This is a genomic window from Streptomyces sp. NPDC002809, assembly GCF_040295435.1.
In the GTDB taxonomy this organism is placed as follows: Bacteria; Actinomycetota; Actinomycetes; order Streptomycetales; family Streptomycetaceae; genus Streptomyces.
Genome location: NZ_JBEOVJ010000113.1, coordinates 1 through 23,876, shown reverse-complemented (window position 1 = coordinate 23,876; position 23,876 = coordinate 1). Strand labels below are relative to the sequence as shown.

The window sequence follows — 23,876 nt, the reverse complement described above, 5'->3', positions numbered from 1 at the left end:
CTTCCCAGCCCCTCCGGTGTACCGTCCGGCCCCGCCGGCGTTTGAGGCGCGGGGTCCGGGGCGGAGCCCCGGTTACGGGAAGGGGCGGGGAGGGGAACAGGCCCGCCGCAGGCGCCCACCGCCTCGGCCGCGCTCCACACACCCGCACCCCCACCCGCACCCAGCTCCGGCGCGGACCGGGCCAACGCCATCAGCGCCCCCAGATCGCACCCGGCCACCACCTGCCCCGCCATCGCCGCGACAGCGGCCACCGCATCGCCCCGCCGCTCCGCCACGGGCACCAGCCCCAGATGCCGCGACGGAACCGCCACCGGCGCGGCCCGCCGCAACACCCCCAGCACCGGCACCCCGGACTCGTCCAGGGCCTCCCGCAACAACGCCTCGTGCCGGTCGGAGCCGACCTTGTTCAGGATCACCCCGCCGATCCGCACCTGTGTGTCCCACGACGCGAAGCCGTGCACCAGCGCCGCCACCGACCGGGACTGCGACGACGCGTCCACGACCAGCACCACCGGCGCCCGCAGCAACTTCGCCACCTGGGCCGTGGACGCCAGCTCGCCCTGGCCCGCAGCCCCGTCGTACAGCCCCATCACACCCTCGACCACCGCCAGGTCGCAGCCCTGCGCACCGTGCGCGAACAGCGGGGCGATCAGCTCGGGCCCGCACATGTACGCGTCGAGATTGCGCCCCGGCCGGCCGGTGGCGAGGGTGTGGTAGCCCGGATCGATGTAGTCGGGGCCGACCTTGTGCCCGGACACGGCGAGCCCCCGCCCGGCGAACGCGGCCATCAGCCCCGTCGCGACGGTCGTCTTGCCGCTGCCGGACGACGGCGCGGCGATGACCAGGCGCGGAACACTCACCACTCGATGCCCCTCTGGCCCTTCTGCCCGGCGTCCATCGGGTGCTTCACCTTCGACATGTCGGTCACCAGGTCCGCCGCGTCCAGCAGCGCCGCGGGCGCGTTGCGGCCGGTGATCACCACATGCTGGTTGCCGGTCCGGTTGCGCAGCACCTCGACCACCTCGTCGGTGTCGACCCACCCCCAGTGCATCGGGTAGGCGAACTCGTCGAGGACGTACAGCCGGTGCGTCTCGGCGGCCAGATCGCGCTTGACCTGTTCCCAGCCCTCCCGCGCCGCCGCCTCGTTGTCGAGCTGCTGGTCGCGCTGGACCCAGGACCAGCCCTCGCCCATCTTGTGCCAGGCGACGGACCCGCCCTCGCCGCTCGCGCCGAGGACCTTCAGCGCGTTCTCCTCGCCGACCTTCCACTTCGCCGACTTCACGAACTGGAACACCCCGATCGGCCACCCCTGATTCCAGGCGCGCAGCGCGAGCCCGAAGGCCGCCGTCGACTTTCCCTTGCCGATGCCGGTGTGCACCATCAGCAACGGACGGTTGCGGCGCTGACGGGTGGTGAGCCCGTCGTCCGGCACGGTGGTCGGCTGTCCCTGCGGCACTAGGCGGCCCTCCTGTTGTTGTACTGAACGTCCTTGACCAGCCCGGCGATCGAATCGGCCCGCAGCTCGTCGAGCGTGACGGCGGTGCCGCCCAGTTCACCCGCGAGACTTCCCGCGAGCCCGAGCCGTACCGGACCCGACTCGCAGTCCACGACGACGGACGCCGTGCCATCGGCCTCGTGCAGCCGGGCCGCCCGCGCGGCCAGCGCCACCGGCTCCGGCCCCCCGGTGGCCCGCCCGTCGGTCACCACGACGAGCAACGGCCGCCGCGACGGATCGCGGAGCCGCTCCACCCGCAGCACGTCATGGGCCTTCAACAACCCGGCGGCCACCGGGGTGCGCCCACCGGTCGGCAGCATCTCCAGCCGCGCGGCGGCAGCGTCCACGGACGATGTCGGCGGCAGCACCACCTCGGCGTCCTTGCCCCGGAAGGTGATCAGCCCGACCTTGTCCCGCCGCTGGTAGGCATCCATCAGCAGCGAGAGCACCGCGCCCTTCACGGCGGTCATCCGCTGCCGGGCCGCCATCGACCCGGACGCGTCCACGACGAACAGCACGAGATTCCCCTCGCGCCCCTCCCGCACCGCCTGCCGAAGATCGTCCCGCCGCACGACCAGTCCCCGGCCCGAACGCCCCCGTGCCCGCTGATGCGGGGCGGCGGCCTGCACGGTCGCGGCCAGATGCAGCTTGGTCAGCGCGCCCTGCGGACGCCGAGCACCCGTCGTCCGCCCGTGCTCGGTACGCGCCCGGGACCGCCGCCCCGCAGCGCCCTCGCCCAGACCGGGAACGCTCAGCATCTTCGTACGGAACGGCTCACCGGACCGTACGGGCTGCTGCTCGCCGCCACCGGAGGGCTGTCCCTGCGCCGGCTCCTGCTCCTTGCCCTGCTCCGGCACGGACTGCTCGGGCACGGACTGCTCGGGCGTGTCATCCGCCCCGTCCCCGCCCTGCGGCGGCGTGTCGGGCCCGTCGCCCTCCGGCGGCCGGCCGCCGCCGTCGGGCCCGTCCGGGTCCGGATCCTCGCCCTCGCCGCTGTTCTGCTCCAGCGTGTCGTCGAGCTTGTCCTCGTCCAGGCCCGGCGCGTCGAAAGGATTGCGCCGACGCCGGTGGGGGAGCGCGAGAAGGGCGGCCTGCCGCACATCCTCGGCCAGCACGTCCGTCCGCCCCGCCCAGGCGGCCAGCGCCGTGGCGGTCCGCGCCATCACGATGTCGGCCCGCATGCCGTCCACTTCGAAGGCGGCACAGGTGGCCGCGATCTGGCGCAACGCGCCATCACCCAGACCGACCTGCGGCAGCAGCGCGCGAGCAGCCACGATCCGGGCCCGCAACGCGCCTTCCTCGTCCGCCCACTTGGCGGCGAACGCGGCCGGATCGTCGTCGTAGGCGAGCCGGCGCCGCACCACCTCGACCCGCAGATCCGTCTCACGGGACGCGGCGACCTCGACGGTCAGCCCGAACCGGTCGAGCAACTGCGGCCTCAGTTCGCCCTCTTCGGGATTCATCGTCCCGACGAGCAGGAAGCGGGCGGCATGCCGTACGGAGACGCCTTCGCGCTCCACGTACGAGGCACCCATGGCGGCGGCGTCCAGCAGCAGGTCGACCAGATGGTCGTGGAGGAGATTGACCTCGTCGACGTACAGGATCCCGCGATGCGCGTCGGCGAGCAGCCCCGGCTCGAAGGCCTTCACGCCCTCGGCGAGCGCCCGTTCGATGTCGAGCGCCCCGACGAGCCGGTCCTCGGAGGCGCCGACGGGCAGTTCCACGGTCCGCGCGGCCCGCGACACGCCGGATCCGGCCTCGTGGGGCCCGTCGGGACACGCCGGATCGGGCGCGTCCGGGGCGCAGGAGAACCGGCATCCGGGGACGACGGAAACCTCCGGCATGAGCGCGGCCAGCGCGCGCACGGCGGTGGACTTGGCAGTCCCTTTCTCGCCCCGCACGAGGACGCCGCCCACAGCAGGGCTCACCGCGTTGAGGAGCAGTCCGAGCCGGAGATCGTCCTGCCCGACGATGGCGGTGAAGGGGTACGGCGTACTCACGAGGCCTCCTTGGGGGAGCGGTTTGTCGTCAGCCCCTCCGGCGTTTGAGGAGCGGTGGTCAGGGGGCGGAGCCCCCGGTTCGGGAAGGGGCGGGTAGGGGAAACGCCTGCCGCGGGCGCCACGCGACGTCCGCTCACGCGTCGCCCTCCAGGTCGCCTTCGAGCTCCAGGTACGTCGCCCGCAACCGCTCCAGCGTGTCCGCGTCCGGCTCCGCCCAGAGCCCCCGTTCGGCTGCCTCCAGCAACCGTTCCGAAATCCCGCGAAGTGCCCAGGGGTTGGACTTCTGCATGAACTCCCGGTTCTCCGGGTCGAAGACGTACTCCGCCGAGAGCTTCTCGTACATCCAGTCGTCGACCACGCCGGCCGTGGCGTCGTACCCGAACAGGTAGTCCACGGTCGCCGCCATCTCGAAGGCACCCTTGTACCCGTGCCGCCGCATCGCCGCCATCCAGCGCGGGTTCACGACCCGCGCCCGGAACACCCGGTGCGTCTCCTCGCCCAGCGTCCTGGTCTTCACCTGATCCGGCGTCGCCGAATCCCCCACGTACGCCTCGGGTGACTCACCCGTCAGATGCCGCACCATGGCCACCATGCCGCCGTGGTACTGGAAGTAGTCATCCGCATCGACGAGGTCGTGCTCCCGCGTGTCGACGTTCTTCGCCGCCACCGCGATCCGCCGGAACGCCGTCTCCATGTCCCCGCGCGCCGCCCGCCCCTCCAGCCCGCGCCCGTACGCGTAACCGCCCCAGACCGCGTACACCTCGGCCAGGTCCGCGTCCGACCGCCAGTTGCGCGCGTCGATCAGCGGCAGCAGGCCCGCCCCGTACGCCCCCGGCTTCGAGCCGAAGATGCGTGCCGTGGCCCGTCGCCGGTCGCCGTGGACCGCCGTGTCCTCGTCGGCGTGCGCCCGTACGTAGTTGGCGTCGGCCGGCTCGTCCAGCTCCGCCACCGCGCGCACCGCGTCGTCGATCAACCCCACCACGTGCGGGAACGCGTCCCGGAAGAAGCCCGAGATGCGGACCGTCACATCGATGCGCGGCCGGCCCAGCTCGCTCACCGGTACCACCTCGAAGCCGGTCACCCGGCGGGACGCGTCGTCCCACACCGGGCGGCAGCCGAGCAGCGCCAGGACCTCCGCGATGTCGTCGCCCTGGGTGCGCATGGCGGAGGTGCCCCACACGGTCAGGCCGACCGACTTCGGGTAGTCGCCCGTGTCGGTGAGGTACCGGGCGATCAGCGAGTCGGCGAGGGACTGGCCGACCTCCCACGACAGCCGGGACGGAATCGCCTTCGGGTCCACCGAGTAGAAGTTGCGGCCGGTCGGCAGCACGTTGACGAGCCCGCGCGTCGGCGAACCCGAGGGGCCGGCCGGGACGAAGCCGCCGTCCAGGGCGAGGAGGATGTGGTCGATCTCGTCGGTCGTCCGGGCCAGCCGGGGCACGACCTCCTCGCAGGCGAAGCCCAGGACGGCGACGGCGGCCGGGAGTTCGAAGCCCAGCACCTCCCGTACCAGGTCCGCTGCCGCGGTCACGTCCCAGCCGCGCGCCTCCATGCCCTCCGCGAGCCGGCGGCACAGCTGTTCCAGCAGATCGATCGCGTCCGCGCCCGTCCGTGCCGGGCCGTCCACCAGCTCACTCAGCTCCGCCGGCACCTTCACGGCCGCGCCCGGCTCGCCCAGCAGTTCCTTCTCGCCGAGTCCGAAGTGCTCGGCGATCGCGGCCCGCAGACCCGGCAGCGCGTTCGCCGTGCCGCCCCACACCTGCGAGGCACGCAGCACTGCGAGGACCAGGTTGACGCGGGCCTCGTCGACCGGGCCGCCGCCCAGGACGTGCAGACCGTCGCGGATCTGGACGTCCTTGATCTCGCAGAGGTAGCCGTCGATGTGCATGACGAACGAATCGAAGACGTCGTCGCCCGGCTGCTCGTCGACATGCAGGTCGTGGTGGAGCTCCGCGGCCTTGACCAGCGTCCAGATCTGCGCCCGCACCGAGGGTGCCTTCGTCGGGTCCAGGTCGCTGACCAGCGCGTACTCGTCGAGGAGCTGCTCCAGCTTTGCGAGGTCGCCGTATGTGTCGGCGCGGGCCATCGGCGGGACCAGGTGGTCCACCACGGTGGCGTGGCCGCGGCGCTTGGCCTGGGTGCCCTCTCCCGGGTCGTTGACGATGAACGGGTAGATCAGCGGCAGTTCGCCGAGCACCGCGTCAGGGCCGCAGCCGGCGGACAGGCCGAGACCCTTGCCGGGCAGCCACTCCATCGTGCCGTGCTTGCCCATGTGGACGACGGCGTCGGCGCCGAAGCCCCCGTCCGACGCCGCGGCCTCCAGCCAGCGGTAGGTGGCCAGGTAGTGGTGCGAGGGCGGCATGTCGGGGTCGTGGTAGATCGCGATCGGGTTCTCGCCGAAGCCGCGCGGCGGCTGGATCAGCACCACCACGTTCCCGAACTGCAGCGAGGCGAGGACGATGTCGTCCCCGTCCACGTACAGCGAGCCCGGCGGCTCGCCCCAGTGCTCCAGCATCGAGTCGCGCAGCCCGGGCTCCAGCTTCGCGAACCACCGCCGGTAGTCGGCCAGCGGAACCCGAGCGGGAGCCGCGGCGAGCTGTTCCTCGGTCAGCCACTCCACGTCGTGGCCACCGGCGTTGATGAGGCGGTGGATGAGCTCGTCGCCGTCGTCCGGGTGACCGTCGACCCCGTATCCGGCGTCGCGCAGGGCGTCCAGGACACGGACCGCGGAGGCGGGCGTGTCCAGGCCGACGGCGTTGCCGACGCGGGAGTGCTTGGTGGGGTAGGCGGTGAAGACCAGGGCCAGCTTCTTCTCGGCGTTGGTCTTGTGCTTGAGGACGGCGTGGCGCACGGCGATCCCGGCGACGCGCGCGGCGCGTTCGGGGTCGGCGCGGTACACCGGCACCTCGTCCGGGCCCTGCTCCTTGAAGGAGAACGGCACGGTGATCAGCCGGCCGTCGAACTCGGGGATGGCGACCTGCATCGCCGCGTCCATCGGGGTCAGGGCAGCGTCGGACGCCTCCCAGGTGGCGCGCGATGAGGTGAGGCAGAGCCCCTGGAGCACCGGCACGTTCAGTTCGGCGAGCGCGCCGATGTCCCAGGCCTCGTCGTCGCCCCCGGCGGAGGCGTCCGACGCGCGGGTGCCGCCGGCCGCGAGGACGGTGGCGACCAGGGTGTCGGCCCGGCCGAGGAGCTCGTACAGCCCGGCGTCCGCGCCGCGAAGCGAACCGCAGTACACGGGCAGGGCGTTGGCGCCGCGTGCCTCGACCGCGTCGCACAGCACGTCGACGAACGAGGTGTTGCCGGAGAGGTGGTGCGCCCGGTAGAAGAGCACGCCGACGGTCGGGCGGCCCTCGGTGAACGTACGGCTGCCGTGGAGCCCCCACTCGGGCATCTTCTGCGGTTCGGCGAAGCCGTGCCCGGTCAGCAGGACGGTGTCGGAGAGGAAGCGGGCCAGTTCGACGAGGTTGCCGGGACCGCCCTCCACGAGGTAGCGCAGCGCCTCGGCGACGACGCCGGCCGGTACGGACGACTCGGCCATCAGCTCTGCGTCCGGCACCGCCTCGCCGCCGAGCAGCACGGTCGGGATGCCCGAGGCCTTGAGCGTCGCGAGTCCGTCCTCCCAGGCGCGCTTGCCGCCCAGCAGACGGACCACGGCGATGGAGGACCCCTCGATCAGAGCGGGGAGTTCCTCGTGGACATCGATACGGGTCGGGTTGCCGATCCGGAAGGGCGCGCCCGAGGCCCGGGCGGCGAGGAGGTCGGTGTCGGCGGTCGACAACAGCAGCACGGTGCTCAGCGGGGTAGTCAGTGGGCCGTTCATGCGCGTGCTCCAGGTGCTCCGGGGGCGATGAAGGGAAGTCCTGTCGGTGCGCCCGACTCGATGAGCCGCCACAGCGCGTCGGTGTCCGCGTGTTCTTCGATCAGGTCGCCGAGGCGGTCGAGCTGTTCCTCGCGCAGACCGGCGAAGCAGGTGTCGGGGGCGGGGACGAAGCGGCGGCCGGCGGCCCGTGCGATCTCCGTCAGGAAGCGGCGGCGGAACGCGTCGCTCTCCAGCGAGCCGTGCCAGTGGGTGCCCCACACGGCGCCGGAGCGGCAGCCGTCGATGCGCTGTCCCCGACCGTCGGTGAGGAACGGCTCGCCACCGCGCACGTCCGCGACGCCGTGGTGGATCTCGTACCCCTCGACCGGGGCGCCGAGTGCCTCGCCGACCGGCCGGGCGAGAGTCTTCTCGCGGTCGAACCGGATGCGCAGGGGCAGCAGCCCGAGCCCGTCGACCTTCCCGGCGCGCGACTCGACGTCGTCCTCGATCTCTTCGCCGAGTATCTGGTAGCCGCCGCAGATGCCGAGGACCGGACGGCCCTCGGCGGCCCGCCGCCGCAGCGCGTCGGCGAGCCCGCGTTCGCGCAGCCAGGAGAGCGCCTTCACGGTGCCGCGGGTGCCGGGCACGATGACGAGGTCTGCGTCGGCCAGTTCCTCGGCACGGTCCACGAACCGCACGATGACGCCCGGCTCCGCGGCGAGCGCGTCCACGTCGGTGAAGTTGGACATCAGCGGCACGGCGCACACGGCGACGCGCAGGATGTCCTCGCCGTGCGGCGGGGCGACGACCGACTCCCGTACGGTGCCGCGCAGCGACACCCGCAGGCCGTCCTCCTCGTCGATGCCGAGGCCGTGGGCGAACGGCAGCACCCCGTACGTCGGCCGTCCCGTCAGATCGCGCAGCATGTCCAGGCCGGGCTCCAGCAGGGAGACGTCACCGCGGAACTTGTTGACCAGGTACCCGGCGATCAGCGACTGGTCCTCGGCCGAGAGCAGCGCCGTCGTACCGAAGAACGAGGCGAAGACCCCTCCGCGGTCGATGTCGCCGACGACCACCACCGGGAAGCGTGCGGCCCGTGCGATGCCCATGTTCACGATGTCCGTGCGCCGCAGATTGATCTCGGCCGGACTGCCCGCCCCCTCGCAGATCACTGCGTCATACGTGCCCCGAAGCTGCTCCAGGCAGTCCACGACGGTGGACAGAAGTTGCTCCTGCCGGCCGCCGTGGTAGCCGCGGGCGCTCATCTCGCCGACCGCGCGCCCCATCAGGACGACCTGGCTGGAGCGGTCGCTGCCGGGCTTGAGCAGGACCGGGTTCATCAGTGCGGTCGGCTCGACCCGGGCGGCCTGGGCCTGCATGGCCTGGGCGCGCCCGATCTCCGCGCCCTCGCGGGTGACGAAGGAGTTGAGCGACATGTTCTGTGCCTTGAACGGTGCCACCTTCACGCCCCGGCGCACCAGCCATCGGCAGATGCCCGCGGTGACGACGCTCTTGCCCGCGTCCGAGGTGGTCCCGGCGACCAGCAGTCCGCCGCTCATGTCGGTCTCCGTCCTGAGAGTCGAGTCCCTGCGGTACGGGCCCCCGGGTGCCGGGTTCCCGCGGTGCGGGCCCCTGCGATCCGTCGTGCCGCGAGACCCGCGCCCAGGCGGGCCGCCACGCTCACGCCGAGGGCCAGCGCGCTCACACGGCGCGACAGCCGTACGGCACGCTCGATGTCCTCGCTCTCGACCGCCCGGCCGGTGGCTCCGTTGAGTACGGGGCGGTGTTCGACCCGGCCGCCGTAGGCGAGCGTTCCGCCGAGCCGTACGCCGAGCGCGCCCGCGAACGAGGCCTCCACCGGGCCCGCGTTGGGGCTAGGGTGCTTGGCCGCGTCGGCCCGCCAGGCCCGGACCGCTCCTCGTGGCCGCCCCCCGGCGGCCACGGCGAGCAGGGCCGTCAGCCGGGCGCCCGGCCAGCCCGCGAGGTCGTCGAGGCGGGCCGAGGCCCAGCCGTAACGCCGGTAGCGGGGCGATTTGTGACCGACCATCGCGTCGAGCGTGTTGGCGGCCCTGAACCCGACGAGTCCGGGGACCCCGCCCAGCGCGCCCCACACCAGGGCGCCGACGACGGCGTCCGAGGTGTTCTCCGCGACGGACTCCACGACGGCGCGGGCGATCTGCGGCCCGTCCAGGGACTGCGGGTCGCGGCCGCACAGGTGAGGCAGCCGCTCACGGGCCAGGTCGATGTCCCCGGCGGCGAGCGCGCCGCCGATGGCCCGGGCCTCGCGGCCCAGCGACGTACCGCCGACGACGGACCAGGTGGCGGCGGCGGTCAGGGCGACGGACGCGGCGGGGTGGCGGCGCAGCGCACGGGTGGCCAGCGCGGCAGCCCCGGCGGCGCCTCCGGCGCAGACCAGGGTGTGCAGCGCGCCCCAGCCGCGGTGGTCGCGCCACAGACGGCGTTCGACGCCTGCCGCGGCCCGCCCGAAGGCGGCGACCGGGTGGCCCCTGCGGGGGTCACCGAGCAGCAGATCGCCGATCAGACCGGCCGTGGCGCCGTACGCGAAGATGCGATCGGCACGCACGGTTCAGCCGGCCGTTGCGCCTCGAAGGACCCTCGGACAGGCGGTTGCTGGCAGGAGCAGCACAGGACTGGACGCACGGCAGCCGGGCATGGCGATATGTCCTCACTCAGGGTCCGCGCCCTGGTTCGACGTGACGGCGACGAGAGTCTCCTGGCTTCCGGATCCGCAGTTCCCCCGGTCTTCCAGTCCGCTCGCGTGGACCGTGACTTCCGTGGTGGGGGACTGCTCCCCGGTGACAGTGGCGGGACCGCGCCGGATTCGCACCGGCTTCCTCTGCTGTCGCCGTAATGGCTCCGGCAGTCCACCACGCTCTGCGAACGCCCGTCAACTTGCCGTTGACCTGCGACGGTGCAGTGTGCTCAGACGCACATCGGGCCGGACGCACACGTGGTGCGGCCGGCCCGATGCGGAGGAGCGGGGAGTGAGTGGTGGGGCTCAGGCGACGATCAGATAGATGCCGTAGGCCACCGCCGCGGCGCACAGTCCGAAGCAGACGTACGCGCCGGCGCGGGCCAGCACGAGCGATCCGCCGGCCGATCCGCCCGGTGCGGCCGGTTCCGGCTGCTTGGAGAGGCCGACGATCCCGAGGGTGAAGAGCCCCACGAGCGCGACGGTGGCGACGAGGGAGACGCCGAAGACGGTGCCGAGGGCTGCCCAGTCGATGTTCATGTGGATCTGTCCTTACCGGAGGCTCTTGGGGTCCCTAGACCGTGGCAGGTCGGGCCGGGTCGGTGACCGGTCCGGCCGGGGCCGGGATGGTGGCCGTGAGGTCGTGGGCCCGGGCAGCCGCCGTGGGCGGCGGGCTGACGGCCGCGATGGCGGTGGTGACGACGCCCGCGGGCTCGTCGTCACCGGCCGCCGCGCCCTCGTCCTGGCCGCCGGGTGCGACATCGTCGTGCCCGACGGGCCTGCGGCGCGACAGCATCCAGATCGCACCGGAGCCGGCGATCAGCAGCGCCGCGACGACCACGACACCCCAGGTGCCCTGCTTGGTGAGGAACTCCGCGCCCGCGCCGACCAGACCGGCGGCCGGCAGGGTCAGACCCCAGGCGACGAACATCCGCGTGGCGGTGGACCAGCGGACCACGCCGCCCTTGCGGCCGAGGCCCGCGCCCATGACGGCACCGGAGCACGACTGGGTGGTGGAGAGGGAGAAGCCGAGGTGCGAGGAGGCCAGGATGACGGTGGCCGCACTGGTCTGGGCGGCGAAGCCCTGCGGCGGCTTCAGCTCCGTCAGGCCGCTGCCCATGGTGCGGATGATGCGCCAGCCGCCCAGGTAGGTGCCGAGTGCGATGGCGAGGCCGGCGCACACGATGACCCAGACCGGCGGGTTGGAGCCGGGGGAGAGGACGCCGCCGGTGACCAGGGCGAGCGTGATGATGCCCATGGTCTTCTGCGCGTCGTTGGTGCCGTGCGCGAGTGACACGAGCCCGGCCGAGGCGATCTGACCGGCGCGGTACCCCTTGGCGGTGGCCTTCTCCTGGGCGCCGCCGGTGACCTTCCCGCCGATGCGGTACGTCAGCTTGGTGGCCAGCAGCGCGGCCAGACCGGCGACGACCGGTGCGGCGACCGCGGGGAGCAGCACCTTGGTGACGACGGTGCCGCCGTCGACCGACGACCAGCCGGCGGACATCACCGCGGCGCCGATCAGGCCGCCGAACAGTGCGTGGGAGGAGCTGGACGGCAGACCGACCAGCCAGGTCAGCAGATTCCACAGGATGGCGCCGACGAGCGCCGCGAAGATGACCTCGGTTCTGAGTCCGTCTTCGTTGATGATCCCGCCGGAGATCGTCTTGGCGACCTCCACCGACAGGAACGCGCCTACGAGGTTGAGAACGGCGGACATGGCCACCGCTGTCTTGGGTTTGAGTGCGCCGGTCGAGATGGTCGTGGCCATCGCGTTGGCGGTGTCGTGGAAACCGTTCGTGAAATCGAACACTAGAGCTGTCACGATCACAATCGCGAGCAGCAGCGTGATGTGTTCCATTTACCCAGGCAATCGTTCGACGTCAGTGGCACGTGGACCGTAGGCAATCCGGGTGAACGGAAGATGAACTGAGCGGGGCGTTGCGGTGACTCCAACCGGAGTGCCGCCGCCCTTTTCGCCCGCCGCGCGACGGTGGGGTTCCGGCGCAGGCCGGTGTGGGCCCGGAATCCGGCGTTCGGGCGGGCCTGCGGGGGAGGGGTGGCAGCGGGCCGCTCATCCGTTGAAAGGATCTTCGAATGAGCAGCGAGTGGCGGGATTCGATCGAACGGGCCTGGGATGCGGTCGTCGCCACCGCCCGCAGGACGGCCTCCGACGGGCTGGTCGTGGGGACCTCGGGCAACGTCTCGGCGCGGGTCGGCGAGACCGTGCTGGTCACCCCGAGCGGAGTGCCGTACGACCGGCTCCGCCCCGAGGATCTGGTCGGCGTCGATCTGGAGGGCAACCAGGTCCTCGGTGACATGGTCCCCACCAGCGAACTCCCGCTCCATCTCGCGGTGTACCGGAACACCGACGCGGCCGCCGTCGTGCACACCCACGCGGTGCACGCCACGGCCGTCTCCACGCTCGTCGCCGAGGTGCCGTCGGTCCACTACGCCGCCGCGATGCTGGGCGGCCCTGTCCGGGTCGCCGCCTATGCCCGCTACGGCACCGACGAACTGGCCGGAAACATGCTCGCCGCCCTGCGCGACCGCACCGGCTGCCTGCTGGGCAACCACGGCACGGTCACCTACGGCGCCACCCTCGACGAGGCGTACGACCGGACCGCCCAGCTCGAATGGCTGTGCCGCCTCTGGCTCACCGCGAGCTCCGTACCCGGCCGCACCCCGGCCCTGCTCACGCCGGAGCAGCTGAGTGACGTCAAGGAAGCGCTGAAGGGGTACGGGCAGCAGCCGGGCCGATAGCCGACGGACGGGCGCGTCGGCCGGGCCGGGCCCCGGCGGAGGCCGCGCGGGGCGGGGGCGGGTCACCGTACGGCCCCCGCCCACTGGCCGTACGCGGCGCGGACCGTGAAGCTGAAGCCGTGCGCCTGGCTACAGCAACGGCAGCAGCCGTCACCACCATCCTCGGCGTCGGTGCGGCAGCGGTCGCGGCCGGCCGGTACGCCGGCGACGTCGCCCTCAAGGCGCCGTCCGGCCGCCCCCTCCCCGCCGACCGCAGACTGACCGTGCATGCGACGGCGGCCGGGCAGGTCACCCTGACCCGGTCCTTCACCTCGCTCCGGCCCGGCACCTACGGGCTGGTGGGCGACGACGTCCATGCCGTGGTCGGCCCGGTGATCGACCAGGCCCACCAGGCCCCCGACACCGTCGTACGCCGGCTGGAACGCGTGAACCGCGGCACCCTGCGCCCCGGCGCCAAGGTCCGCATCACGCCCGAGCTCCACAGCGGCGACCCCTCCACGGCCCTCGGCCTCGAATTCCGCGAGGTGGAGATCCCCGGCGAACTCGGCGGTCTGCCCGCCTGGTTCGTGCCCGGCTCCCGTGACACCTGGGTCATCACCGTGCACGGCATCGGCACCACCCGGGAACACCCGCTGAACCTGACGGGCTTCCTGCACGGGCAGCAGCTGCCCGTGCTCGACCTCGCCTACCGCGGGGACCCCGGAGCGCCCCGATCCCCGGACGGGCTCTCCCACCTCGGCGAGTCCGAGTGGCGGGACCTGGACGCGGCCATCCGCTTCGCCGTGCGCTACGGCGCCGAGCAAGTCGTCCTGCACGGCTGGTCCACCGGCGCCTCGATGGCCCTGCACGCCTGCGTCAACTCCGCGCTGAGGGACCGGATCTGCGGTCTCGTCCTCGACTCGCCGGTGCTGGACTGGGCCGCCACCCTGCGCGCCCTGGCCGCTGCCCGGGGAGTCCCCGCCGCCCTGCTGCCTCTCGCGGTCCGTGCCGCCCAGGGGCAGACCGGACTGCGGGGAGCCCGGCTCCTGGACGCGTCGCTGCCCGGGACCCTGCACGTCCCGACGCTGATCTTCCACGGACCCGACGACACCCTGGCCTCCTGGCAGCCGTCCCGGGAGCTCGCCGCCCGCCGCCCCGACCTGATCGCCCTGCACGCCGTACCCCAGGCTCCGCATGCGGCGATGTGGAATGCCGGCCCGGCCCGCTACGAAGAGACGCTGCGGCGCTTCCTCACGCCCCTGATGTGAGCTGATGTACCGCTTCGGCCGGTTGGTCCCGGCCGGTGCGGCCACGCCCCCGACACCGGTGATCCAGGTTCCGTTTGGGCTTTCGGGCCGTCAGAGGCAAGACTGCTCCCCGTGACGTCCCGTACCCCGCGCGACTCCAGGCTGCGACTTGTCCGCCCGCGACCCCTCGCCACGGCTCGCAAGGCCGTGACAACCCGGCGCACCAGGCCGGCGCCCCGCCCGCCCGAGGGCACCCCGCCCCGGGCGGAACTGGCCCGTCAGGCCAGGACCGCTCTGGCCGACGCCGTACGGATCGCCCGCTGGGCGGCCGACGGCGCGAGCTCCGGCACGCCTCCACTGGCCGCCCAGACCCTCGAACGGGCTGCGGCTGCGCTGGAGTTGTCCCCGGCCCAGGTCCGCTCCGGCTGGGACAGGGCCAGGCTCGCCGGACTCGTGGAGCTGCACGGCGACACCGCTCGGCCCGGCTGGCGGCTGCGCGCCTGGGACCGCGACGACTCCGCCGTGCTCCGCGGCTGGGTGGCCCTCTTCGACGCCTGGTCGCTCGTCCACCCCGCACCGCAGGGCATCGAGTCCTCCGCCGTCGCCGAGGCCGTCGAGGCCGTGCCCCAGGTGCTCTCCCTTCTCCAGCTCTCGGCGGGCCCGGTCACCGTGCCCGCCCTCCTGGACCTGCTCGGCCAGCGCGTGGCGGAGCTGCACGAGGAGCGCTGCGAGGTGCCGTACGGGCCCGAGCCGCTGCCCGCCGCCGCGCCGGCGCCGACCGCCCACCCCGCCGCGCTGGTCGCCCGCCTGCTGGACTGGGCCCTGGAGGGGCTGGCCGCCGTCGGCGCGCTCACCCTCGGCGTAGGGACCGCCACCCTGACCCCGCTCGGCAACTGGGCGGTCTGGGTCAAGCTGGAGCAGATCTGCGTCGCCGCCCAGAGCCCGGCCGGGAACATCGAGCAGTCCGCCGCCGACATGCTGCTCGGCTGCGCCCGCCTCACTCCCGGACCGGCCCGTGCCGAATACCGCGCCTGGCTGGCCGCCCGCCCCGTCGGCAGCGCCGTCGCCGAACTCCTCGGTGTGGCCCGCGGTGAGGACGCCCTGCTGCGCGGGCTCGCCTTCGAGGCGCTGCGCGTCGTCGGCGCACCGGCCGAGCCCGAGGTGCGCTCCGTCGTGACCGACCCGTCGCTGCGCCCCTACGCGCTGCTCTGGCTCGCGGAGTACGACGGGACCGACCCCGAGGACGCCCAGGAGGTCCTCAGCCGCGAGGAGGCCACCTGGCTCTGGGTCGACACCGCGGCGGCCGTCGCCGACCACGGCGAGACGGGACTGCTCGTCCGGCACCTCGACTCGGCCGTGCAGGGCACCGTCCCGGCACTGCTGGACGAGGTACGGGCCGTCGGCCACCCGCGCACCGTCCAGGTCCTGGTGGCCCTGGCCGCCGCGCACCCCGACCCCGCGCTCGCCAAAGCGGTCCGCAAGGCGGCGTTCCAAGTGCACACCGGCGGAGCCTGAACCGGGGGCTCCGCCCCCGAACCGCCGCTCCTCGACCGCCGTAGGGGCTTGCTTTCTCCCCGCTGCCGCACATCCGCGGCAGCGGGGGCGCTTTCAGCCCGCCGCGGGCAGCCGCGCCCCCTCAGCCCGACCCGGGGGCGTACGTCCCGAAGCTCCACACATTGCCCTCCGCGTCCCGCGCCATGTAGTCCCGGGAGCCGTAGTCCTGGTCGGTGGGCGGCATCAGGATCTCCACGCCGTGCTCGACCGCCCGCGCGTGGTGGGCGTCGACCTCGTCGACCACCACGTAGACGCCGGCCGGCCCCGCCCCGTGCATCGCCTTGGCGAATACGCCCTCGCGGCCCTTGGAGCCCAGCATCACCCTGCCGTTCCCGCAGGACAGCTCCGCGTGCATCACCGTGCCGTCCTCGCTCTCGTACACCGCTTCCGCGGTGAAGCCGAGGCCCTCCGTGAGCGTCTTGATCGCGGCCTTCGCGTCGTCGTACAGAATCGTCGGATAGACCGTCGGAACGCCCGCCGTTGCGTCTGTCATCGTGCTCATCCCCTTCTCGCGTCGTACCGGGCCCGCGGCGGCCCGTCTGTGATCTGCGTCTCAGTCTTCCACCGGCCACTGACAATGCTCTGCGCGACGCCGGCTGCGCACCCGGACGGTGCGACGCCGTCTCCGCGCCGTCCGGGCCGCCCGCCCAGGTCAGCGGAAGGTGTCGCAGTCGGCCATGTCGCCGCTGCGGAAGCCGGTGGTGAACCACTGCTGGCGCTGCGCTGCCGAGCCGTGCGTCCAGGACTCCGGGGTGACCCGGCCCTGGAACCTCTCCTGGATCCGGTCGTCCCCGACCGAGGCCGCCGCGTCGAGGCCGTCCCGGATGTCCGCCCGGGTGAGCTCGGTGATCAGCGGCCGGCCGGTCGACTCGGCGGGCGTGGTCGTCGCGTGGTTCGCCCAGACCCCGGCGTAGCAGTCCGCCTGCAGTTCCACCTTCACCGCATTGCTGTTCTCGCCGGTCCGCCCGTCCTGCGAGCGGGCCAGCGTTCCCATCTGGTTCTGGACGTGGTGTCCGTACTCGTGTGCGACGACGTACGCCTCGGCGAACGGCCCGCCACTGGACCCGAACTTGGTCCGCAGCTCGTCGAAGAAGCCCAGGTCCAGATAGACCTGCCGGTCACCGGGGCAGTAGAACGGCCCCACGGCCGAGGTCGCCGACCCGCAGGCCGTGTCGACCCGGTCGGTGAACAGGACCGTGCGGGCGCCCCCGTACGTGGCGTCGCGCCGCTGGAACTCCTGGCCCCAGTAGTCCTGCACGCTGTTGACCACCGCGACCGTCCGGCAGTCGTCCTTGGTGTTGGCGTCCCGGCCCGTCCGGCAGTTCTGCTCGACCTGTGCGGCCGAGGAAGCGGTCGCGGTCGTGCCCGAGTCGCCGGAGGAGAGTCCGAGCTGATCGGGACCGACCCCGAAGAGCAGTCCCAGGATCAGTGCGACGACCCCGGCGATCCCGCCGCCCACGGTGGCCCTGCCGCCCGGGATGCGGCTGCCGCGCGTGTCCTGGACCTCGGACGTGTCCAGATCGGCGTCGTCGTCGAACTGCATGCCACCACCCTCTGCTCCGCTCGCGGCTGCGGCACAGCCATGCGCCGAGTATCGGATAATTCACACCTCTATGCCCTCTTTTGCTCACGTGGTGGAGTGGGCCGGGCGCGCTGGGCGATCTTCGGCCAACCGTGGTGGGAGCGGGCGGAGAAGTGGTTGGACACCGCCAGTAGACTGGTCCTCATGGCAATTCTCCTTGTGCGTGTGCGTGAGTAACGGCGTCGAGTCGTGAATCGCTAGCCGTTCCTCCGCCGTCCATACCGCTCTGGAGTTTTTCCCTTGATCACCGCTTCCGGCATCGAGCTGCGCGCCGGCGCCCGCATGCTCATCGAATCCGCCTCCTTCCGTATCGCCAAGGGCGACCGCATCGGCCTCGTCGGCCGCAACGGGGCGGGCAAGACCACCCTCACCAAGTGCCTCGCGGGCGAGGGCACCCCGGCGGCCGGCACCATCACCCGCTCCGGCGAGGTGGGCTATCTCCCGCAGGACCCGCGCACCGGCGACCTCGACGTGCTGGCCCGCGACCGCATCCTGTCCGCACGCGGCCTCGACGAGATCCTGCGCAAGATGCGGGAGAACGAGGAGCGGATGGCGAACGGCAAGGGCGCCACCCGCGAGAAGGCGATGAAGAAGTACGAGCGCCTGGAGACGGAGTTCCTCACCAAGGGCGGATACGCGGCCGAGGCCGAGGCGGCCACCATCGCCGCGGCCCTCAGCCTTCCCGACCGGGTGCTCGCCCAGCCGCTCCACACGCTCTCCGGTGGTCAGCGCCGCCGTGTCGAGCTGGCCCGGATCCTCTTCTCGGACGCCGACACCCTGCTCCTCGACGAGCCCACCAACCACCTCGACGCCGACTCGATCGTCTGGCTGCGGGACTACCTCAAGAGCTACCGCGGCGGATTCATCGTGATCTCCCACGATGTCGAGCTGGTCGAGACGGTCGTCAACAAGGTCTTCTACCTCGACGCCAACCGCTCACAGATCGACGTCTACAACATGGGCTGGAAGCTCTACCAGCAGCAGCGCGAGGCCGACGAGAAGCGCCGCAAGCGCGAGCGTCAGAACGCCGAGAAGAAGGCCGCGACGCTCAACGCCCAGGCCGACAAGATGCGTGCCAAGGCCACCAAGACCGTGGCCGCGCAGAACATGGCCAAGCGCGCCGACCGGCTGCTCTCCGGGCTGGAGGCCGTCCGGGTCTCCGACAAGGTCGCCAAGCTGCGCTTCCCGGACCCCTCGCCGTGCGGCAAGACCCCGCTGATGGCGGAGGGCCTCTCCAAGTCCTACGGGTCGCTGGAGATCTTCACCGACGTCGACCTGGCGATCGACAAGGGCTCCCGGGTCGTCATCCTCGGCCTCAACGGTGCGGGCAAGACCACCCTGCTCCGCCTCCTCGGCGGTGCGGAGAAGCCCGACACCGGCGACATCATCGAGGGCCACGGGCTCAAGCTCGGCTACTACGCCCAGGAGCACGAGACCCTCGACCCGAACCGCACCGTCCTGGAGAACATGCGCTCCGCGGCGCCGGACCTCGACCTCGTCGCGGTCCGCAAGACCCTCGGTTCGTTCCTCTTCTCCGGTGACGACGTGGACAAGCCCGCCGGGGTCCTGTCCGGCGGCGAGAAGACCAGGCTCGCCCTGGCGACGCTGGTGGTCTCCTCCGCCAACGTGCTCCTCCTGGACGAGCCCACCAACAACCTCGACCCGGCCAGCCGCGAGGAGATCCTCGGCGCGCTGCGCACGTACAAGGGCGCGGTCGTCCTCGTCACGCACGACGAGGGCGCGGTCGAGGCGCTCCAGCCCGAGCGGATCATCCTGCTGCCGGACGGCGTCGAGGACCTGTGGGGTGCGGACTACCGGGACCTGGTCTCGCTGGCCTGACCCGGGCCGGCCGCGTGCCGGGGCCTGCCCCCGGCCGCCGGTCCTGTGTGCGGCGGCCGTGTTCCGGCTGCCGCGGCCCACTGATCCACTCGCACTGGATCATTCGGCCTACGCGTGATCCATCATCTGTGTGAGGACGTCTCGTACCTCGGCGCGGCACCCGGCAGATACCTGCCGGGTGCACGCATGAGGGGCCCCGGCCCCCGTGCGGCCCTGACCTGGCCGTTCCTCCGGCGCTGTTCCCCCACTGCCCCCACAGCCCAGCGGAATGCATGATTCCGGTCATGTCGGTGTCCTCCGGGGGCGCCGATCCGCTTGCACGGACCTTGCCGAATGGGTGGCCAGGACGGCCCCGAGGGGTGATCATGAGAGTCCAGAGCGCACTTCCCACGAGGAGGCACGGGTGGCCGAGACTCTGAAGAAGGGCAGCCGGGTAACCGGCGCCGCGCGCGACAAGCTCGCGGCAGACCTGAAGAAGAAGTACGACTCCGGTGCGAGTATCCGGGCGTTGGCCGAGGAAACGGGCCGCTCCTACGGATTCGTCCACCGGATGCTCAGCGAGTCCGGAGTGACGCTGCGGGGACGTGGCGGAGCGACACGAGGCAAGAAGGCCGCGGCGGCCTGACAGGCGTCCGCGGATCGGGCCAGGTCGCATGACCCGTCCCGGGGCTCACCGGTTTCGGCGGTGGCCACCCGGTCGATCGTGCGGTCGATCGGGTGGTTACTGTTCAGTCACTTAGCTCTGTGCTGACTGTACTGACGGCACCCCGATCCGGAGGCGCTCCATGACCTCGCTCGACACTGTGCTCGACAAGGACGGCGTACGACTCACCGTCGACGACGCGGTTGCCACGGTGACCCTCACCAATCCGGCCAAGCGCAACGCTCAGTCCCCCGCTCTGTGGCGGGCGTTGACAGAGGCCGGACGGGCTCTGCCCGGCAGTGTGCGGGTCGTCGTGCTGCGCGGCGAAGGTGTGTCCTTCTCCGCCGGCCTCGACCGCCAGGCCTTCACCCCCGAGGGGTTCGACGGTGAGCCGTCGTTCCTCGACATGGGGCGCGGCCCGGAGGCCGAGCTCGACGCGGTCATCGCCGAGTACCAGGAGGCGTTCACCTGGTGGCGCCGCAACGACATCGTGTCGATCGCGGCCGTCCAGGGACATGCCATCGGCGCGGGCTTCCAGCTCGCTCTCGCCTGCGATCTGCGGATCGTCGCCGAGGACGTGCAGTTCGCCATGCGCGAGACCAGCCTCGGGCTGGTGCCCGACCTCACCGGCACGCACCCCCTGGTGCACCTGGTGGGGTATGCGCGCGCGCTCGAAATCTGCGCCACCGGACGCTTCGTGCACGCCGCCGAGGCCGAACGCACCGGCCTGGCCAACCTCGTGGTGCCCGCCGCGGAGCTCGAAGGAGCCGCCCGCGATCTGGCCGGTGCCCTGATCGCCGCCCCGCGCGACGCCGTCATCGAGACCAAGGCCCTGCTGAGCGGCGCCGTCTCCCGTACGTACGAGGAGCAGCGCGCCGCCGAGCGTGCCGCGCAGGGCCGTCGGCTGCGTGACCTCTCGGGCACGGCCGACTGACTTCGCACCGTCACTGACGCGACACCGGGCTCCCGGGCACACTGCCGGGAGCCCGGTGCCGCATCAGCCGGCCGACGAGCCCTTCGCCCCCGGTCCCTCCGTCACCGCCGTGACCAGCACCGCGACCGGCGGATTCCCGTCCACCGCCTGCGCCACGGCCGCCCGCACCGCGCGGGCCACGTCAAGCGCCCGGTAACCGGCGTCCGTCGCCAGCTCGACCCGCACGTGGTCCGGGCCCGTGTGCACGGATGCGCCCAGCACCCGCGTCAACGTCGCGACCCCTGTCACTCCAGCGGCCGCACGACCTGCCGCGCTCTCCGGATCCGCCGGACGCACCTCGACAGGGGGCGGTTCGGCCCGTTCCGGTTCGGTGTCCAGCAACTCCGCCACCTGGACATCCACCTCGTCGACCACCAGCCCGAGCCGCCTTGCGGCAGCCGTCAGCAGAGCGGAGCGCAGCGCCGCGGCGGCGGCCGGAATCGGCTGGTGCGCCGTCGCGGCCACCATCGCCTCGATCCGCAGCGGGCCCGGTGGCAGGGCGCTCGGTGGCGGCGGCACCTGCGGGGCGGGAGCCGCCCCGGCATCGGCCACGGCGATCCGCAGCTCCAGCAGAACCGGCCCGGGACCGCCCACCGCCCGGCGCAGCACGCCGGTCGCGGCCCGTTCCGAGATCCAGGCCCCGTCCGCCGGACCACCCAGCGGGAGCAGCCGGCCCAGACCGAGCCGTTGCCGGACCGCGGCCGTCCATCCTTGGGCTCTCTGCGAGCCGTCAGCCGTCGTCATTGCCTCAGCCTGCCGCATCCACGGCGCGAGACGGGGCAAGCGCACTTAATGTGGGCAAGGAAGTCCAATCTGTCCTGAAGGGAAGAACGGCGATGACCGACACCCCACAGCGGAACCGGCCCGAGAGCCTCGACAAGGACTCGACCGGCGGCGACAGCAGGAGCAACCAGCTGACCAAGCGCGGCGGGGGAGACCCCGCCACCCGCGGCCGTACGACGATCGCCGACGGAGTCGTCGAGAAGATCGCCGGAATGGCGGCACGCGACGTGGTCGGCGTCCACGCGATGGGCAGCGGACTGTCCCGGACGTTCGGCGCGGTGCGCGACCGAGTCCCCGGCGGTTCCAAGTCCGTCACCCGGGGCGTGAAGGCCGAGGTGGGCGAGTCCCAGACGGCCCTCGATCTGGAGATCGTCGTCGACTACGGCGTGTCGATCGGCGATGTCGCCCGTGATGTACGGGAGAACGTTGTCGCGGCAGTCGAGCGGATGACGGGTCTCGAAGTCGTCGAGGTCAACATCGCGGTGAGCGATGTGAAGCTGCCCGACGAGGACGACGACGAGGACCAGCCCGAGCCACGTCTCCAGTAGTCCTCCCGTCAAAGGCAGTTGAGGAGCGCAGATGAGTATGGCTGTGGTCGGCATGGTGGCCGGCATGGCGCTCGGGTTCGCCGGGTACTTCGGCGGGTTCGGTGCCTTTCTGCTGGTGGCCGCGCTGGGGGCGATCGGCTTCATCGCCGGTCGCTTCCTCGACGGTGACCTGGAACCCGGCGACTTCTTCCGGAGTCGCGATCGCGGCGACCGACGGCGGTGACGGGGGTGTCGGGGGCGGACGGCCGGGTTGCCGCCGCGGAGCGCGGGGAGACCCGGATCGCCGACCGGGTCGTCGCGAAGATCGCCGCGCAGGCGGCGAAGGAGGCGGTCGACGAGCCCGCGAAGGACGCCGCCTCGCCGCGGGCGACGGTCACGGTGCACCGTGACACCGCTCGCGTACGGGTGACTCTGGAGCTCGGATATCCCAGTGACATCGGGCGCCAGTGCGGCGCGGTGCGTCGGCGGGTCGCCGAACGGGTAGAGGCGTTGGCGGGGATGGAGGTGCCCGAAGTGGCCGTACAGGTCGAGCGCCTGCACCCCTCAGGAGCGAGCCTCGCGGCGCAGGGGAGGATCCGATGACCGAGCCCCAGAACCCGGAACACGGCACGCAGCGTCTGCCCACCGTCGAGCCGGTGGAACACGGGGACGTGCTCGAACTCGACCAGTCGGCGTCGTCCGCGGCGTACGACCCGGTCCCGGCCAAGGAACGGAGCGAGGGCGGAGCGGGCCGCTTCTGGTCCGCCCGCCGCATTCCCGCGGGGATCACCGCCCTCGTGGTCCTGGGCGGCGCGGGACTGCTCCTCTACGACGTCGCTGCGGTCCGCGCCGACCACCCGGCGATGCGCTGGCGCCGCTCGCTGGCCCGTGAACTGGCCGAGCGGCCGCTGGACGACGTCTGGGTGCTGACGGGCGCCTCGGTCGCGGTGGCGGTCGGCCTGTGGCTGATCGTCCTCGCGCTCACGCCCGGACTGCGTGATCTGCTCCCGATGCGCCGGGACCGCCCGGGCGTACGGGCGGCCCTCGACCGGACCGCGGCGGCCATGGTCCTGCGCGACCGGGCCGTGGAGGTGTCCGGTGTGCAGTCGGTCCGGGTCCGGATGGGACGCGGCAAGGTGGGGGTGCGGGCCGTCTCGCACTTCCGTGAACTCGACGATGTACGGGCCGATCTGGACACCGTGCTCTCCACCGGCATCAGGGAACTCGGACTGGCCAGGCGGCCGAGCCTGACCGTCCACGTCCGCCGACCGGCGAAGAAGGGGTGAGCGGCGTGCTCAGGACCGTCAACCGGGTACTGCTGGGCCTGGCCGGACTGGTGCTGGTCTGTGTGGGCGGCGGGGTACTGGCCGCCGCGCTCGGGCTCTCCGTACCGTCCTGGTGGCCCTGGTACGGCAAGCACGACGTACTGCTCAGTGAGGCGGACCGGGAGCGCTGGCGCTCCGAGGGCTGGTGGTGGCCGGTGGTGATCGCGGTCCTCGCGGTCCTGGTGGTGCTCGCGCTGTGGTGGCTGCTGGCCCAGCTGCGCCGGGCCCGCCTCTCCGAAGTGCTCGTGGACAGCGGCGACGGCGAGGGCGCGCTGCTGCGCGGCCGCGCCCTGGAGGGCGTGCTCGCCGGAGAGGCGGGCGCCCTGGACGGGGTGGCCCGCGCCCAGGTCGTCCTGACCGGCAGGCGCAGCGCTCCGCAGGCCCGGATCCGGCTGCTGATGGAACCGCACGCCGCCCCCGACGAGGCGCTGGGCCGGCTCACCGACGAGGCGCTGGCCCATGCCCGGGACTCGGCCGGCCTGGCGCAACTGCCCGCCGAGGTGCGGCTGAAGGCGGTCAAGCACCGTGCGGAACGAGTGAGCTGACGCGCGGTGCACAACGCCGGAGGGGGGGGGGGCACGGGGGGGGGCGGGCCCCCCCGCCGGGGCCGGGGTGGTGAGGTGGGCGGGCGGGGGGCGCGCGGCGGGCAGGGGC

The 23,876-nt window shown here is 72.6% G+C and carries 22 protein-coding genes and 1 riboswitch; of the genes, 11 read left to right on the top strand and 11 right to left on the bottom strand.

Annotation, left to right across the window (positions count from 1 at the left end; genetic code table 11):
- The 8 genes from ABT025_RS36565 to ABT025_RS36530 all read right to left on the bottom strand — a co-directional run.
- Positions 1-863 (bottom strand): cobyrinic acid a,c-diamide synthase CobB (locus ABT025_RS36565; protein ID WP_351002987.1); only part of this gene is annotated, 863 nt, incomplete at its 3' end.
- Complete coding sequence (gene cobO, locus ABT025_RS36560; protein ID WP_351002986.1) at positions 857-1,456, bottom strand: cob(I)yrinic acid a,c-diamide adenosyltransferase; 600 nt, start codon at positions 1,454-1,456, stop codon at positions 857-859. The genes cobO and ABT025_RS36565, both read right to left, overlap by 7 nt.
- On the bottom strand, positions 1,456-3,495 hold the full coding sequence (locus tag ABT025_RS36555) for a putative cobaltochelatase (protein WP_351002985.1): 2,040 nt from the start codon (positions 3,493-3,495) through the stop codon (positions 1,456-1,458). Before ABT025_RS36555 ends, cobO begins: the two co-directional genes overlap by 1 nt.
- A 133-nt stretch (positions 3,496-3,628) precedes the next feature.
- Positions 3,629-7,294 carry a cobaltochelatase subunit CobN gene (gene cobN / locus ABT025_RS36550; protein ID WP_351002989.1) on the bottom strand — a complete coding sequence of 1,222 codons (3,666 nt, stop codon included), beginning with the start codon at positions 7,292-7,294 and terminating at the stop codon, positions 3,629-3,631.
- A gap of 20 nt (positions 7,295-7,314) precedes the next feature.
- Positions 7,315-8,856, bottom strand: a complete 1,542-nt coding sequence (locus ABT025_RS36545; protein ID WP_351002984.1) for a cobyric acid synthase — start codon at positions 8,854-8,856, stop codon at positions 7,315-7,317.
- On the bottom strand, positions 8,853-9,881 hold the full coding sequence (locus tag ABT025_RS36540) for a cobalamin biosynthesis protein (RefSeq protein WP_351002983.1): 1,029 nt from the start codon (positions 9,879-9,881) through the stop codon (positions 8,853-8,855). The genes ABT025_RS36545 and ABT025_RS36540 overlap by 4 nt, the downstream gene beginning before the upstream one ends.
- A gap of 143 nt (positions 9,882-10,024) precedes the next feature.
- Positions 10,025-10,155: riboswitch (cobalamin riboswitch) on the bottom strand.
- Positions 10,156-10,316: 161 nt separating this feature from the next.
- On the bottom strand, positions 10,317-10,550 hold the full coding sequence (locus ABT025_RS36535; RefSeq protein ID WP_351002982.1) for a hypothetical protein: 234 nt from the start codon (positions 10,548-10,550) through the stop codon (positions 10,317-10,319).
- Positions 10,551-10,584: 34 nt separating this feature from the next.
- A complete protein-coding gene (locus ABT025_RS36530; protein ID WP_351002981.1) occupies positions 10,585-11,868 on the bottom strand; it encodes an inorganic phosphate transporter in 1,284 nt (427 codons plus the stop codon).
- Positions 11,869-12,104: 236 nt separating this feature from the next.
- Here ABT025_RS36530 and ABT025_RS36525 point away from each other — a divergent pair, with 236 nt between their 5' ends.
- The 3 genes from ABT025_RS36525 to ABT025_RS36515 all read left to right on the top strand — a co-directional run bounded on the left by ABT025_RS36525 (position 12,105) and on the right by ABT025_RS36515 (position 15,511).
- Positions 12,105-12,770 carry a class II aldolase/adducin family protein gene (locus tag ABT025_RS36525; RefSeq protein WP_351002980.1) on the top strand — a complete coding sequence of 222 codons (666 nt, stop codon included), beginning with the start codon at positions 12,105-12,107 and terminating at the stop codon, positions 12,768-12,770.
- Between the two features lie 119 nt (positions 12,771-12,889).
- Complete coding sequence (locus ABT025_RS36520) at positions 12,890-14,017, top strand: alpha/beta hydrolase (protein ID WP_351002979.1); 1,128 nt, start codon at positions 12,890-12,892, stop codon at positions 14,015-14,017.
- A gap of 186 nt (positions 14,018-14,203) precedes the next feature.
- Positions 14,204-15,511: a hypothetical protein gene (locus ABT025_RS36515; protein WP_351002988.1), complete on the top strand. Its 1,308-nt coding sequence runs from the start codon at positions 14,204-14,206 to the stop codon at positions 15,509-15,511.
- A gap of 121 nt (positions 15,512-15,632) precedes the next feature.
- Here the strand turns inward: ABT025_RS36515 and ABT025_RS36510 are convergent, their stop codons facing one another.
- Both ABT025_RS36510 and ypfJ read right to left on the bottom strand, forming a co-directional pair.
- Positions 15,633-16,043 (bottom strand): VOC family protein, encoded by a 411-nt coding sequence (locus ABT025_RS36510; protein WP_351002978.1) that lies wholly within the window; start codon positions 16,041-16,043, stop codon positions 15,633-15,635.
- 159 nt (positions 16,044-16,202) lie between these two features.
- The gene (gene ypfJ, locus ABT025_RS36505; protein ID WP_351002977.1) at positions 16,203-17,093 is read right to left on the bottom strand and encodes a KPN_02809 family neutral zinc metallopeptidase; all 891 of its coding nucleotides are present in this window, start codon (positions 17,091-17,093) and stop codon (positions 16,203-16,205) included.
- A 279-nt stretch (positions 17,094-17,372) separates the two neighbouring features.
- Here ypfJ and ABT025_RS36500 point away from each other — a divergent pair, with 279 nt between their 5' ends.
- The 3 genes from ABT025_RS36500 to ABT025_RS36490 all read left to right on the top strand — a co-directional run bounded on the left by ABT025_RS36500 (position 17,373) and on the right by ABT025_RS36490 (position 20,548).
- A complete protein-coding gene (locus tag ABT025_RS36500) occupies positions 17,373-18,971 on the top strand; it encodes an ABC-F family ATP-binding cassette domain-containing protein (RefSeq protein WP_219572420.1) in 1,599 nt (532 codons plus the stop codon).
- Positions 18,972-19,374: 403 nt separating this feature from the next.
- Positions 19,375-19,596 carry a helix-turn-helix domain-containing protein gene (locus ABT025_RS36495; RefSeq protein WP_007263382.1) on the top strand — a complete coding sequence of 74 codons (222 nt, stop codon included), beginning with the start codon at positions 19,375-19,377 and terminating at the stop codon, positions 19,594-19,596.
- A gap of 160 nt (positions 19,597-19,756) precedes the next feature.
- On the top strand, positions 19,757-20,548 hold the full coding sequence (locus tag ABT025_RS36490; protein WP_351002976.1) for an enoyl-CoA hydratase/isomerase family protein: 792 nt from the start codon (positions 19,757-19,759) through the stop codon (positions 20,546-20,548).
- A 63-nt stretch (positions 20,549-20,611) separates the two neighbouring features.
- Here ABT025_RS36490 and ABT025_RS36485 read toward each other — a convergent pair whose 3' ends face one another.
- Positions 20,612-21,331: a hypothetical protein gene (locus ABT025_RS36485; protein WP_351002975.1), complete on the bottom strand. Its 720-nt coding sequence runs from the start codon at positions 21,329-21,331 to the stop codon at positions 20,612-20,614.
- Positions 21,332-21,423: 92 nt separating this feature from the next.
- Between ABT025_RS36485 and ABT025_RS36480 the strand changes: the two genes are divergently transcribed.
- From ABT025_RS36480 to amaP, 5 genes are read left to right on the top strand one after another with little or no spacing between them, the layout of a single operon-like run.
- Positions 21,424-21,918, top strand: a complete 495-nt coding sequence (locus tag ABT025_RS36480) for an Asp23/Gls24 family envelope stress response protein (RefSeq protein ID WP_351002974.1) — start codon at positions 21,424-21,426, stop codon at positions 21,916-21,918.
- A gap of 31 nt (positions 21,919-21,949) precedes the next feature.
- Positions 21,950-22,141: a hypothetical protein gene (locus tag ABT025_RS36475; protein WP_136330255.1), complete on the top strand. Its 192-nt coding sequence runs from the start codon at positions 21,950-21,952 to the stop codon at positions 22,139-22,141.
- A complete protein-coding gene (locus ABT025_RS36470) occupies positions 22,138-22,500 on the top strand; it encodes an Asp23/Gls24 family envelope stress response protein (protein WP_502972114.1) in 363 nt (120 codons plus the stop codon). The genes ABT025_RS36475 and ABT025_RS36470 overlap by 4 nt, the downstream gene beginning before the upstream one ends.
- Complete coding sequence (locus ABT025_RS36465; RefSeq protein WP_351002972.1) at positions 22,497-23,183, top strand: DUF6286 domain-containing protein; 687 nt, start codon at positions 22,497-22,499, stop codon at positions 23,181-23,183. The genes ABT025_RS36470 and ABT025_RS36465 overlap by 4 nt, the downstream gene beginning before the upstream one ends.
- The gene (gene amaP, locus ABT025_RS36460; protein WP_351002971.1) at positions 23,180-23,767 is read left to right on the top strand and encodes an alkaline shock response membrane anchor protein AmaP; all 588 of its coding nucleotides are present in this window, start codon (positions 23,180-23,182) and stop codon (positions 23,765-23,767) included. The genes ABT025_RS36465 and amaP overlap by 4 nt, the downstream gene beginning before the upstream one ends.
- The last annotated feature ends 109 nt before the right edge of the window (positions 23,768-23,876 follow it).